The organism is Nostoc foliaceum FACHB-393 (assembly GCF_014698505.1).
Lineage (GTDB): Bacteria > Cyanobacteriota > Cyanobacteriia > Cyanobacteriales > Nostocaceae > Nostoc > Nostoc foliaceum_A.
In genome coordinates this window covers 93,875-107,277 of record NZ_JACJTD010000021.1, presented here as the reverse complement: position 1 = coordinate 107,277, position 13,403 = coordinate 93,875, and the positions used below count along the sequence as shown (strand labels likewise).

9 protein-coding genes are annotated in these 13,403 nt (G+C 40.2%); 4 read left to right on the top strand and 5 right to left on the bottom strand.

The genetic code is table 11. From position 1 onward, the window contains the following. The first annotated feature begins 26 nt into the window (after positions 1 to 26). Positions 27 to 1,301 (top strand): protein kinase domain-containing protein, encoded by a 1,275-nt coding sequence (locus tag H6G92_RS18565; protein ID WP_190895103.1) that lies wholly within the window; start codon positions 27 to 29, stop codon positions 1,299 to 1,301. Between the two features lie 60 nt (positions 1,302 to 1,361). On the opposite strand, the gene H6G92_RS18560 is transcribed toward H6G92_RS18565, so the two are convergent. Further along, entirely contained in the window at positions 1,362 to 1,580 is a 219-nt protein-coding gene (locus H6G92_RS18560) for a DUF4327 family protein (RefSeq protein ID WP_012407469.1), read from the bottom strand. Between the two features lie 990 nt (positions 1,581 to 2,570). On the opposite strand from H6G92_RS18560, the gene H6G92_RS18555 reads away from it, so the two are divergent. Continuing rightward, positions 2,571 to 4,181, top strand: a complete 1,611-nt coding sequence (locus H6G92_RS18555) for an FkbM family methyltransferase (RefSeq protein ID WP_190895102.1) — start codon at positions 2,571 to 2,573, stop codon at positions 4,179 to 4,181. Positions 4,182 to 4,494: 313 nt separating this feature from the next. After that, positions 4,495 to 4,863 carry a hypothetical protein gene (locus H6G92_RS39560; RefSeq protein ID WP_242059191.1) on the top strand — a complete coding sequence of 123 codons (369 nt, stop codon included), beginning with the start codon at positions 4,495 to 4,497 and terminating at the stop codon, positions 4,861 to 4,863. An 83-nt stretch (positions 4,864 to 4,946) separates the two neighbouring features. On the opposite strand, the gene H6G92_RS18545 is transcribed toward H6G92_RS39560, so the two are convergent. From H6G92_RS18545 to H6G92_RS18525, 4 genes are all read right to left on the bottom strand, one after another. Then, on the bottom strand, positions 4,947 to 7,163 hold the full coding sequence (locus tag H6G92_RS18545) for an O-linked N-acetylglucosamine transferase, SPINDLY family protein (protein ID WP_190895101.1): 2,217 nt from the start codon (positions 7,161 to 7,163) through the stop codon (positions 4,947 to 4,949). A 300-nt stretch (positions 7,164 to 7,463) separates the two neighbouring features. Continuing rightward, positions 7,464 to 8,051, bottom strand: a complete 588-nt coding sequence (locus tag H6G92_RS18540; RefSeq protein ID WP_190895100.1) for a type IV pilin-like G/H family protein — start codon at positions 8,049 to 8,051, stop codon at positions 7,464 to 7,466. 329 nt (positions 8,052 to 8,380) lie between these two features. Further along, positions 8,381 to 9,727, bottom strand: a complete 1,347-nt coding sequence (locus H6G92_RS18535; RefSeq protein WP_190895099.1) for a class I SAM-dependent methyltransferase — start codon at positions 9,725 to 9,727, stop codon at positions 8,381 to 8,383. A gap of 408 nt (positions 9,728 to 10,135) precedes the next feature. Further along, positions 10,136 to 10,984, bottom strand: coding sequence for a M28 family peptidase (locus H6G92_RS18525; protein ID WP_190895098.1), 849 nt, complete (start codon positions 10,982 to 10,984; stop codon positions 10,136 to 10,138). 317 nt (positions 10,985 to 11,301) lie between these two features. Here H6G92_RS18525 and dnaK point away from each other — a divergent pair, with 317 nt between their 5' ends. Next, the gene (gene dnaK / locus H6G92_RS18520) at positions 11,302 to 13,380 is read left to right on the top strand and encodes a molecular chaperone DnaK (protein ID WP_190895097.1); all 2,079 of its coding nucleotides are present in this window, start codon (positions 11,302 to 11,304) and stop codon (positions 13,378 to 13,380) included. Positions 13,381 to 13,403: the final 23 nt, after the last annotated feature.

The window sequence follows — 13,403 nt, the reverse complement described above, 5'->3', positions numbered from 1 at the left end:
GATCCTTTTACCTTGTAGGTTGTATTGTGGTTAGTCTGACTCTGTTAGAACCGCAACAGAAAACGCCCCTCCAGCAGTGGTGCTTTGAGAACTCTTCCATAATTCGGATTGGTCGAGCGGCAGATAATCACGTTGTTTTAACTGATAGTTTAGTTTCGCGGCATCATTTAGAACTGAGACAAGTCGATTCTGCCGGCAATGGCGGTAATTGGCGGCTGATTAGTCAGGGTACTAATGGGACTTTCCTCAACGGTGTCCTTGTGATTCAGAGTCCGTTACCAGATAATTCCCTTTTGCAACTGGCACAGGGAGGCCCAATACTGCAATTCCAAATTCAGGAGGTAACAGTACTAGAAACTGGTGTGCGATCGCAACAACAAATACAAGAGACAGAAGAAAACGCCGCTGCAACTCTCTACTCAGCCCAAGGTAGATACACTTGCACACACGAAGGCAACTCCCCAAACAATCTGTTTTGCATCCACTGCGGTCAACCTCTCTCAGTGCAACAAAAAATTCGCCATTATCAGGTGTTGCGAACTCTCGGACAAGGAGGTATGGGTACTACTTATCTCGCTTGGGATGGTACTGGTCAGATTGGGAGTATCCCACAACTGCTGGTGTTGAAGCAAATGAATGCTGATATGGTAAGAATTGCCAAAGCTCAAGAATTATTTGAGCGTGAGGCGTATACTCTCAAATCCCTTAACCATCCTGGAATTCCCAAGTATTACGACTTCTTTGTAGAAGACGGAAAAAAATACTTAGCAATGGAATTAATCCACGGACAAGATTTAGAGAAACGTGTCTATACCACTGGGCCAGTTACGCCAAGCCAAGCGATCGCTTGGATGATCCAAACCTGCGATATTTTAGAATATCTTCATAGCCAAGAGCCTCCACTGATTCACCGCGACATTAAACCCGCCAACTTGATGGTGCGGAGTTCAGGAAATCGCATAGTAGTGCTAGATTTTGGCGCAGTTAAGGAAATTGGCACAGCGCCCGGTACTCGGATTGGTGCAGAAGGTTACTGCGCTCCTGAACAAGAACGAGGACAACCTTTGACTCAATCTGATTTGTATGCAATTGGGCCAACGCTGATTTTTTTGCTCACAGGCGAAAACCCTTTCAAGTATTACCGCCAACGGGGGCGAAACTTCAGGTTTGATGTGGCAAAAGTTCCCACCATTAGTTCCCAATTAAGAGATGTGATTGATCGCGTTACAGAACCATTGCCACGCGATCGCTATCAAACTGCAAAGGAATTAGCTGCGGCGTTAGCTGCTTGCAAAGTATAGGAGAGACGCGATTAATCGCGCCTGCACTGGGGAGAAGGGAATATTGAAAATCCCTATTCCCTATTCCTCATCCCAAGTTTCTACAGCTAGCAATTCACTAACTGGGTCTTGCATACTAAAGCCAAAGTCTAGCAGTTCTTGTTTCCAGTGCTGCCATTCATTACCGTAGAGCAAAGCGATTTTCCAGATGCTATCGCTTGGCTTGATAATATTCGATTCTATGAGTGATTGCACGTTGCGCTGCAATTTCACCATTGGGTGAATCACTTGCTGAGTCATAACCTCGATTGAATTCAGATTTGGTTGGTAAATACTTAATTAAAACTGCTTCCCATTCTGCAATTGTTGCCGGGCCGTAGAGTGGTGTAATTTTGGTAAAGCTAGTCTTAACTTTTTAACTATACCATAACAAACTCTACTAAATTACTGGTAAATTCACTTTTGTACGGTAATTACCACCACAAAACTCCAATTTTACCAAGCACTCCTTAAACTTTTTGCAGAAGTCAGGCAAAGGTTCAGGGCAAAGGCTTAAGGGATGAAGGGGTAAGGGATGTTTCTGTTTCCCCTTTTCTCTTTAACCTTTCGCCGTCTTCTTTTTCATCTTAACCTTTAACCTTTTTACACAAGAGTGCAACAGTACCTTTTGTAAGATATCTGTTGTGAACGCAGAGCAAAATAATTAGTCATCTGGGAAGTTGCACTAAGTAGTGTGACTGAGGACGACTGGGAAAATTCTATTTGTTTTAATCACAAAAAATATGTGTGGTTGTTGAAGAACCCATAGGACACGGGCTAGTTTGAAAGTTTTTGACTGACAGGTAAATTTGAAATTGAGTAGAAATATCTACTGTTTCTATTTATTTAAACGTTATTTAGAATATCGCAAACATCTGGCATTAGGTAGAATCATCGCAAATCTTTATATAATTTTAATGTTCCACTCACTGAATAAGACCTGGAAAGTTGCCCTGTTTAGGTGCAGGAGAGGGTTTTGTTGTGAAGCATGCGGGCGGGGGCGATCGCATGGCGAAATTGTCGGTACAGTATGGGTCTACCATAAAGTTGCCTCGTCTTCAGAGTCAGGATTTGAAGTTTGTGTAAAAAATTTTTAGCCAGAATGTTAGTTTTTCTTGGGCAGATGGGCATCCTCAAAACGAGAGGGTTGCTGGTATTTAATTATTAACCGCGTAGTAACTATTGAGACACAATTGCTTTGGTAGAGACTTTATCAAACCTAAATTTAGATACATTTACTTTATTTTTAATATGAACTCTGAGCGTGCTGTTGATGATATATATTTGCAATATATTCAAAAATTACTGCCAGCTATTAATGCTGATATGTTATCAAAAGTTACTGGAATTCTGTCACAGACTTCTTGGGATACTCCTAATTCTTCAGATGATTGGAATAACGTGGCAGTGGTAGCTTTAAGCGAGGCAGAAGAGTGTGTTGATAATCTAGTTCTGCGCTCAGTCTATCTGGAAATGGCTTTTGAAGCATTGAATAATGGTTTAAATATAGATGGACATCCACTGTGTGCTGCTCATCTTGCTTTAATTTATAGCATGATTGGAGAAAAACAAAAAGCAATAGAGATAGCACTTAATGCCTTGATAAATAATCTCCAGGCAGCTTATACAACTTCCAACAGTTATTCTCATTGTTTAATATATATATTTACAGATAATAAAAATATCTCTGATAATGATCGCAAATGCTTTGAACAAATTTTATTAGCTGAAAATAGCTACGAGAAAGCAGTTTTTTTGCTAATTGAAATAATATGTCATTCACAGTTAGTTTTTTACACTGCTGTGAGTCGCCGTTTCTTACATCTAGCTTCTCAACTTTTCCCAAATTCAGTTGATGTTGGGCTAAAGCTAGGAATATCTAGTTTAATGACTGGAGAGCTAGAAGGAATTTTATATTTACATCAAGCTAGAAAATTAGCACCAAATTATGCACCTATTCTTCAAGCACTGCACTTAGCTTACCGAGATTTAAACCAGATAGAAGTCTCAGATTATTGGCAGGAAATATCTCGTAAATTTTATCAGTCAAATTCTCCATCTTCAGATTGGCACTGGACACAATTAGCAAGCAATAGCCTATTTACTTATGTGCCTTTTGAAGGTGATTTAATAATGGCAGTTGAGCCAAGCTTGCGTAGTATTGCCACTAGTGTATTAATTGCCGAACAAGACTGGTTTGAGAAAGAAATGGAGTTTTGGCGCAATAGTATTAAACCCGGTATGACGGTAATTGATGTCGGTGCTAACGTTGGAGTCTATACTTTCAGCGCTGCTTTAAAAGTTGGTTCTGAGGGAAGAGTGTTAGCAGTTGAGCCTTTCTCAGGTTGTATACGTTGTTTGCAAGAAACCTGTAGAATTAATCAATTATCATGGGTTAATGTTTGTGAAGGGGCAGCTAGCGATCGCAATGGCACTGTAAAATTACTACTACATTCTGCTAACGAACTTAACCAGATAATTTCTAGTGATGCGGCAGAAAATATGTCTTCAGAGTCTTTTGAGGAAGCCACCTGTTTTACTTTAGATAGTCTGATTGAGCAAGAAAACATCGAGAGGGTGGATTTTCTCAAAATAGATGCAGAAGGCCATGAAATGGCGGTTCTTATTGGTAGTCAGAAGTTACTGACTGAGTTTTTGCCAATCATTTTATATGAAAATATTGCGGGTAGCCAAGGCAGTAATATTGAGGTTGCACAGTATTTAGCTGATAAAGGATATGAACTATTTCACTATCAACCTTATACACAAAAACTGATAGAAGTAGATTCAGTTAAAGATTTTCAAGAACAGCTAAATCTCATTGCTTTTCCGCCCCATAAAGCAACAGGACTAAAGTCCTGACTACCAACAAAAAGTTCGTAGTAAGCACTTCAGTGCTTAAACAAATTTATGTATGAATATCATAAACTCACGCCAGAAAAAAAAGCTGAATTAGTTAAACAACGCTTAAGTCGTGGCTATCCACCCCACTCGCCACCACATCTAATACGGGATAGACAATTTTATCTGTTAACGGCAGCTTGTTATGAGCATAAGTGTTACATGCAATCTGAATCGCGCCGTCAGCAATTATTAAATATGATATTTGATAAGTTTAGCATTAGTGAAAATGATAATGAAAGCGCTGAAGCGCTTACTACAAACTTAACAATCTGTGCTTGGATTATTTTGCCTAACCACTATCTATTTACTAGTTCAGGTTGTAAATTTTGATGTTTTGAGTGACTTGTTCCGCAGAATACATGGTGCGCTTTCGCGACAGTGGAATATAGAAGACAATATCACTAAGCGTAAAATCTGGTATTCTTGGAGCGATCGCGCTATCCGCTCTGAACGACATTACTATACAACTCTTAACTATATTCATTACAACCCAGTCAAGCATAGTTTAGTTCAATCGCCTTATGATTGGCTTGAAAGTAGTGTTCACTGGTATTTAGAAACTTGTGGAAAGCAATGGCTGCGTGATTCTTGGACTAAATATCCACTGCAAGATTATGGCAAAGACTGGGATAATTTGTAACCTTCCTAACGTTCCTAAAGTTCGTAGTAAGGGCTTCAGCCCTTATTAAAGTCTAATTTTAGGGCTAAAGCCCTTACTACAAGCTATTTACCCTCAATATAGCTTTGCCACATCTGCTCGTAAGCCTTTTCCATATCACGGGTAAACTGCTTACCATTCCACAGGGGTGCTGTTTGTCGAGATGCTTTCAACTTCAAAACCACCTGCTGGCGTAAAGCCTCATCTTTCCCCAAACGCACACCCCACTCTACATATTCTTCATCAGTCCAAGCAATACCTTCTGTGATACCCGCATTCATCATCATGGTGTAACTATTACGAGCTGCAAATTGCTGTCCGACTCTAGTTACTAACGGGATACCCATCCAGAGGGTTTCTAGGGTTGTAGTAGCGCCGTTATAGGGATATGTGTCTAATACAACATCAGCAATTGTTAAATTCGCTCTGTGGATAGCTTCAGAGGGATCTTGAGGCAAAAATCGCAGTCTGGAACACTCCACACCCTCTTCTTCAGCTATTTTGTAGAAAAAATGTTTAATCGCTTCTTCTTCAGCATCACCTTTAATCAAGAAATAACTATTTGGGACTTCTTTGATTATTTTCATTTGCCATTTTGTCGTTTCAGGGTGACGTTTATATCCACGTTGAGCGCTGAGATAGATTACAGCATCATTAGGAATATTTAACTCATCTCGACGTAGAGTAGGGACACCCACTTCAAAACCATCAACGGCAATATAACTATGGGGTAATCGCCAAATTTTTTCTGTATAATAATCCTGGGCTGAATTTGGTAATACATAAGGGTCGGCGATAAAGTAATCAATTGCAGGTATACCAGAAGCATCCCAACCGAGCCAAGTAACTTGAATTGGTGCTGGCTTGAGTGCCATCACTTCACTGCTAATATCTAGGGTTATACTATCTAAGTCTACTAAAATATCTATTTCATCTTCATATATTTGTTCCGTAATTTCAAAGGCATTAATTCCTAATTTTCGAGCCTTAGATGATTTATTTACATACCATTCTTGCAAAAAATCATCTACTAGTTTATAGCTAACTGAATAGTTATAAATTTCAAATTTTTCTCGATTATGATGCTGTATTAGCCAGCGAGCTAGCCAGCCTACAGAATGCCTTCTTAAGGCATAAGATATATATCCAATTTTTAATGGTTTGGTGGAAATTCCTGAACTTTGATTATTTATAATCCGCCGTGAGTAACGCGCTGTTTCCTCATGAGCTATGGCTTGAATATTATTCTGGAATATTTGCGCTACTTGATTATGAATTTTTCTAAAATCTGCTGGACTGTCTTTAATATGTGGTAATGCAAAGGATGGTGTAAGTAAACGTAGAGTCCTGACTTCATCTACTGCAAGTGGCTGCGCTTTGATAAATTCTTGTAGCACACATTCTAATTCTTGGCTGGTTGAGCATATTTCTTGCCAATATCCGCCAGCAGACATTAATCCACGTAGAACTAAATGAAGGGCAAATATTTTATCAGGTAATTTTTGTGATAGAGAATAACACAATTTAGCTTTTTCTATTCCCAGTGTATAGTTGTGAGAATCTTGATAAAAAATAGCTAAATGTCGTAAAGTTTCTAGTTCTTGTGGGTCTAGGCGCAAGTAGAACTCTAAAATCTGCGCTGCTAGTTTAGGCTGCTTGAATGTATGACCAATTTTAATTGCCGCAGGTAAAAGTATGCAGAAACCTTGATGTGGATTTGCAAAGTAAGGTAAACAAGCTTCTACTAAGTCTAGATATGATAGATGTAAAGGTTGAGTGTCAAGAACTTGTTGTAATACTTTATTTAATAGTTCTAAATTTAAATCTCCAATTTTTTGGGAATTTAATAATTGGATAATACCCACATCATTTAACTGTGCGCCATCAAAATTATTTAATTGGATGGACAATTGAATAATATTTAATAGGTTATTGATATCAGAAGGGCTAATTTCTCGGATGTGCTGACGGATTAGCCAGGATATAGAAAATTCTTCGAGATGTTCTCGTCGTTCTGCTTCTATTTTTAAAACTTTAATTAATTCCGTTGTGTGAAATTGGATTTTTTTTTCTTCAACTTCTGCTATTGCTAGCATCCAAGTCATTTGTGCTTCTGCTTCTTGCCCTTGTAATAGTAGGCTTAGTCCTAGATGCCAGTAATTGGAGATTACTTCAGGTTCATCAGTGATTGCTTGTTCATATAGATATGCTGCTTGAACATATTCACCTGCAAGAAAATTTTGATAGCCTTCTGTCTGAAAATTCGTGATATTAGTAATCATCAGTAATTAAGTAAGTATATGTAGTTATTAGGTGTAGGGAGCTTTGATGCCCTAAGATGAGGTTTTTTAAGGACTGAAGTCCTTACTACAAACAGGAAATACTCCCTGTCTCAATTAATAATACCCATTTAGAAAGCAAAGTAAGAAGATGGGTAATCTTTTGGAGGTCAGGGAGTATTTGATAATTATCTAAATAAATAACAGTGGATAGAATTCTCTAACCACTGATGTACAGTACCTAACTCAACTGAAGAACTTGATTGAAGTATTGAGTCGTTACTTTATGAATATCTAAATTATTTACTTAGCTAAGGAGTCGTACTTATCAGGACAACTTGTGGCACCTCCGGCAGCAGGAATATTAGCGTCAACAAATGTTTCTGTACCATCTGCTGCGTCAGTAACGTTACCAGGTAGTTTAGATTCACACAATAGAGCTACAGTAGTTGCTTCACTTGTGTCAGAAACAACAGCAACACCTACTCCACCAACATAAACTTTAAGAGGAGCACCCGCAGTTTTGAGTTGGGCTTGATTGGTTACAAGTTTTTCACCACCGACAATTCCATACTTGTAATTTTCAGTTTGTGTTTTCACACCTAGACCTAAACTACCAAAAGCCGCAGCACTGTCGTCATCAGTGCCAAAGACAAACTTACCGTTTTCAAGATAGTAGGCTTGCTGCGCTCGGTTCATTGAACCAGTTATTGTTTTTGCTTCAGACTGTTTAGCTTTATTAGCTTGGTTCAAGAAAGAAGGCAATGCAATAGCTGACAAAATACCGATAATGATGATTACTACGAGTAGTTCAATAAGTGTGAAACCCTCATTTTCCTTCTTTTTGTTGAGGATGTGTTGGATAAATTTGGCTTTCAATTCGGTTTTCATAAGTGTTTTCCCTGTGGTAGGAAGTGGTTGTGTGTTCTAGATGTAACTTACCCACTCCCGTTTTGTTTCATATCACCCCACCAAAAAAAGTTTTGACCAAATCATAGCGGTTATAGTTTGGATGCTATTAGTGCTTTGGTGGCAAAGCTGTGCTACCGTTCGAACAACCTGATATTGCATACAATTGAAAAAAAACAGATGTAAGTAGGTAGGCATAATTAGAAGTAAAATAAAATCTTAGTTCGTAGTGAGCGATTCATCGCTTCTTCAGGATTATCAGGACTAAAGTCCTTACTACAAACTTTAATTTATTTACGCCTAGCTACTTATCAATGAGTAACATCCTCATCTGATTGGCGTTCCAGCATTATGTAACCAAGACTCTCCAAACTCAGCAGCAGCTGTTGCACTATATAAAAGGCTTGTTTCTCATCTGTAGGCTTTAAAGTGACAGGATCTATCGGTCTGAATTGCTTCCAGTGCTGCACTAGAGATATCATCGACTGGGGTTGCTCTAACAAAGGTATCAAGCAAAGTGCTATTGAGCTATCTATACCAACAAATTCCTCACTTGGCGATAAATATTGACTAATGGGAAACGCTCTAATCTCTGTAATACAGGCTACGAGGTCTTCTCGGAAATTAGGAGTTTTTAACTGAGGATATAGATGCACCTTCGCTACTCGCCAATCAGAGTCAGTCCATTCTGAAACTGGTACGAAAGTTTGTGCTTGGTTGGGATGACCACACCAAAAGTCAATTAACCGATGAATAGGATGTATAAGTTCAAAAAGCTGTAGTTGCTGTTCTACAGAAATCTCTGGTAAGCTCATCCCCAGAAAGGCAGGTAAATTATCTGGCTCTTTAAACAGATTCATCAAGTCCCACTTTCGCCAGTTAACCATGCTGATAAAATCTAGATCAGCTGCTCTCAAAGCTGTGAACAAATCAGAGATAGTATAACCTTTATCACCATGAAACAAATAATTCATTAAGATTCGCTCTTTCCCGTCTTCTCCTTCATAATTAGAATTCCACGTTGTAGCTTTGAGTTGAACATTATCCTTCAAAGCTTTCATTGTTTCTACTACAATTCCCATTTCTAGGTCTTCTGGATTTTCGTCCATCAAACCCATCATTGTGAAGACTTTCTGAGCGCGGAAATAATTAAACCTCTGGATTGAACTATGCAAATTGCTGCGAATAATACCATCAGGTTTTAAAACTGATTTCATTGCTTGTAATGCAACAGTTAAATCAGGAAAAAGATACAGAAGCTCATCGCAATTAATATAGTCAAATTGGTAATCTAGCTCTGGTAATTCCTCAATTGGCAATACATGAAACTCTGCGTTGTCAAATCCATGATGTTCTAAACGTTGCCGTGCTAATTTAATCGATTCTTCTGATATATCAATTCCAACAATTTTCGCGCCTGGATTAGCTTCTGCTAAGATTAATGATTTATAGCCAGTGCCGCATCCAGCATCTAAAATTACTTTGCCTTTAGGATCGATAACTTTTTGATTCCTCAAATAGTAAGGTGTTACTAAGTTATGAATATAGAGTGAATTAGTATCATTTTTAGGAGATTTATCAAGAGGAATTCTTGGATAAGGAGAAGCGTCAAATTGCTGACGAATTTTATCCAGTAAATCAGATGATGGACTAATCATTGAAATTGCTCCTGTTACTAACTTTGTTCTGGTGCATTCCACAGCTACATAAACTCATTTTTGAGTTTTGACACACACGCGAATATTTCCCATGCTGCTCAAGCAGCGGGGTACACCCAACCTTGAGTATTCCCAACTTCTGAGGCTTTCTATCACAACATTAGGATTTATGCACTGAAAGCCTGAAACCTTTTCAATAACCGTAGGGTAAGCACTGCCCAACCTACTAGTCCATCAAGCTAAAGCTTGGTATGTTTTAAGCACTTCAGTGCTTAAAACAAGGACTAAAGTCCTTACTACAAACTTATAGTTCCCAACCTAGTAGCAAGTCTGGTAATGTCAGTGTGTGTCCATTTTGCAACACCACTGGAGCTTGGTTTAATCGGTAAACCATTACTATTAATTTGATTACAACAGCCGAATCGCAATTTCCAACCCTTCACATACACCGCTAAGAAAATCTAAATCCAAAGTAGCGATCGCATCACTAGGTTTGTGATAATGGGGATTTCGCAAGAATGCCGTATCTGTCACCATCATTGCTGGATAACCCAAATCCCAGAAAGGTGCATGATCACTAAGTCTGGTTTGGGAAACTATTAAACCTCGATTCGGCACGGGTAGCCATTGACTAGATACGCCAGCTTTGCGAATATTACGGCTCATGCCAATTAAGTCAGGCAATGTCCGCAAATTCCCAATTAAAGCAATAAAATCACCTCTGTCTGGATAGAAGCGTTCCAGAGGAGGGGGATAATTTTGGGAACCAGGCGTAGAATCCTTATAGCCCAGCATTTCTAGGGAGATCATTAAGCGTAGCTGTTGCTTTTGTTGGTGCAACAGGGCTGCATAGTCAGCACTACCCAGTAAACCATATTCTTCCATATCGAAAGCAACTAGCCTTAAGGGATATCTCACAGGTTCAGCAGCAAACTTTCTGGCTAATTCCAGCAACACCGCCACACCTGTAGCATTATCATCAGCCCCTGGTGTTCCGGGAACGCCATCATAATGAGCGCCAATTAAAATCGGTGACAAATCCTTTTTTTGCCATCTAGCTTGGGAAGGTAAATTTAATATCAAGTTTTTACAAGCTTTACCCCTGACTTCAAAGGTGTGGATTTCCACACTCCCCCATTGGGAAAATTGCTGGCGAATGTATTCTTGGACAAAAAAATGTCCAGCGGTTGCCATGTAAGGATCACGTTCTCGCGCGATCGCACTCAGGGAAGTTTGTAATCGCTCTGTTAAATTCAAATGTTTAAAATACTAGTAATATTAAGGTTTTCAGGCACTCAAAGAACCAGAGCAAGTATTATTAAGGTGCATTTACCAATTTGCAGATACAGTGCATAGAAGTAGTTAGATAACAAGAATTGAGGCTGCTTGGACACACCAATCATCGTCAATGCTATCCTAGTCTTGCAACTATCTCCTCTAGCTGCACTTCTTAGCTTACTGCCTTAATGAAGACTATTATACCATTGAGGTGTTTTCATCCAATAGCACAAAGCTAGAGGTAGTTCCGCCCAATCATAATAAATATATAAGACACTTTAGGAGAAGAGTAACGCATGGGCAAGGTAGTCGGCATCGACTTGGGTACAACCAACTCAGTAGTCGCCGTTATGGAGGGTGGCAAGCCGGTGGTGATTGCCAATGCAGAAGGAATGCGAACAACCCCCTCCGTAGTTGGCTTCAGCAAAGATGGCGAAAGAGTGGTAGGGCAAATGGCACGGCGACAAACCGTTCTCAATCCACAAAATACCTTTTTCGCAGTCAAACGCTTTATTGGGCGGAAATATGGCGAACTTAATCCTGATTCCAAGCGTGTACCCTACACCATTCGTAAGGATGAAGTAGGTAATATTAAAGTTGCCTGTCCCCGTCTCAATAAAGATTTCGCCCCAGAAGAAATTTCGGCAATGGTGCTGAAGAAGTTGGCAGACGATGCTAGTCGCTATTTGGGTGAACCAGTGACAGGGGCAGTAATCACAGTACCCGCTTATTTTAACGATTCTCAACGGCAAGCAACCCGCGATGCTGGCAGAATTGCCGGTTTAGAAGTGCTGCGGATTCTTAATGAACCGACTGCTGCATCTTTGGCTTATGGATTAGATCGGGGTGACACGGAAACTATCTTAGTCTTTGACTTGGGTGGTGGCACCTTTGACGTATCAATTTTAGAAGTAGGCGATGGAATATTTGAAGTCAAAGCTACCAGTGGAGATACGCAACTTGGTGGTAACGACTTTGACAAAATAATAGTAGATTGGTTAGCAGAGCAATTTCTGGAAACAGAAGAGGTAGACTTAAGACGCGATCGCCAAGCTTTACAACGTCTGATGGAAGCGGCGGAAAAAGCCAAAATTGAGCTTTCTGCTGTCAGCGTCACTGATATTAACTTACCCTTCATCACCGCCACGGAAGATGGCCCCAAACATCTGGAAACTCGTCTAACTCGTTCCCAGTTTGAAGGTTTGTGTGGTGATTTGGTAGGGCGATTGCGAACACCAGTGAAACGCGCCCTCAAAGATGCCGGACTTTCACCTAGAGATATTGAAGAAGTGGTGTTAGTTGGCGGTTCTACACGGATGCCAATGGTGAAACAGCTAGTGCGGGACTTGATTGGCACAGAACCTAATGAAAACGTCAACCCGGATGAAGTAGTGGGAGTGGGTGCAGCAATTCAAGCAGGCATTCTCGCAGGTGAACTCAAAGATGTGCTGCTTTTAGATGTCACACCGTTATCTTTAGGATTGGAAACCATCGGCGGCGTGATGAAAAAACTTATTCCCCGCAACACTACCATCCCAGTCCGGCGTTCTGACATTTTTTCCACGTCTGAAAATAACCAAAATACTGTGGAAATCCACGTAGTTCAGGGTGAACGAGAAATGGCAGCAAACAACAAGTCTTTAGGACGGTTCAAGCTCTATGGCATTCCACCAGCACCACGAGGAATTCCCCAAGTTCAGGTGTCATTTGATATTGATGCTAACGGTATTTTACAGGTAACAGCCCTAGATAGAACCACTGGGCGAGAACAGAGTATCACTGTTCAAGGCGCTTCTACCTTGAACGAATCGGAAGTGAATCGGATGATTCAAGATGCACAAAAATACGCCGATGTCGATCGCGAACGTAAAGAACGGGTAGAAAAGCGGACTCGTTCTGAGGCGTTGATTTTCCAAGCAGAACGACAGCTTAGAGAAGTAGCACTCGAATTTGGTATGCAGTTTGCCCGCAGCCGCCGCCAAAGAATTGATAATATTTGCCGAGACCTAAAAGAGAGTCTCAAGGAAAATAGCGATCGCGGTATTGACCAAGCCTACGCCGATTTACAAGATGCTCTCTATGAGCTAAATCGGGAAGTCCGCCAGACTTATGCTGAAGATGAAGATGACGACTTGTTTGGTACAATCCGTGACATCTTTACTGGTGATAAAGATAAAGAACGCGAATCCCCCAGAGATACATATCGGGAACGCGATTCCTATGGTAACGACTATGGCAGAGATTACGGTAAAGACTATGGCAGAGACTATAGCCGAGACAGTCGTTCTTCCTCCTATGACAGCCGTCCTCCACGCAAATCCCGTCCCAGCTACCAAGATAACTGGGATGATGAAGAAGATAATGATTGGTTGTAATACTCCTAATAAACGTTAGAAGT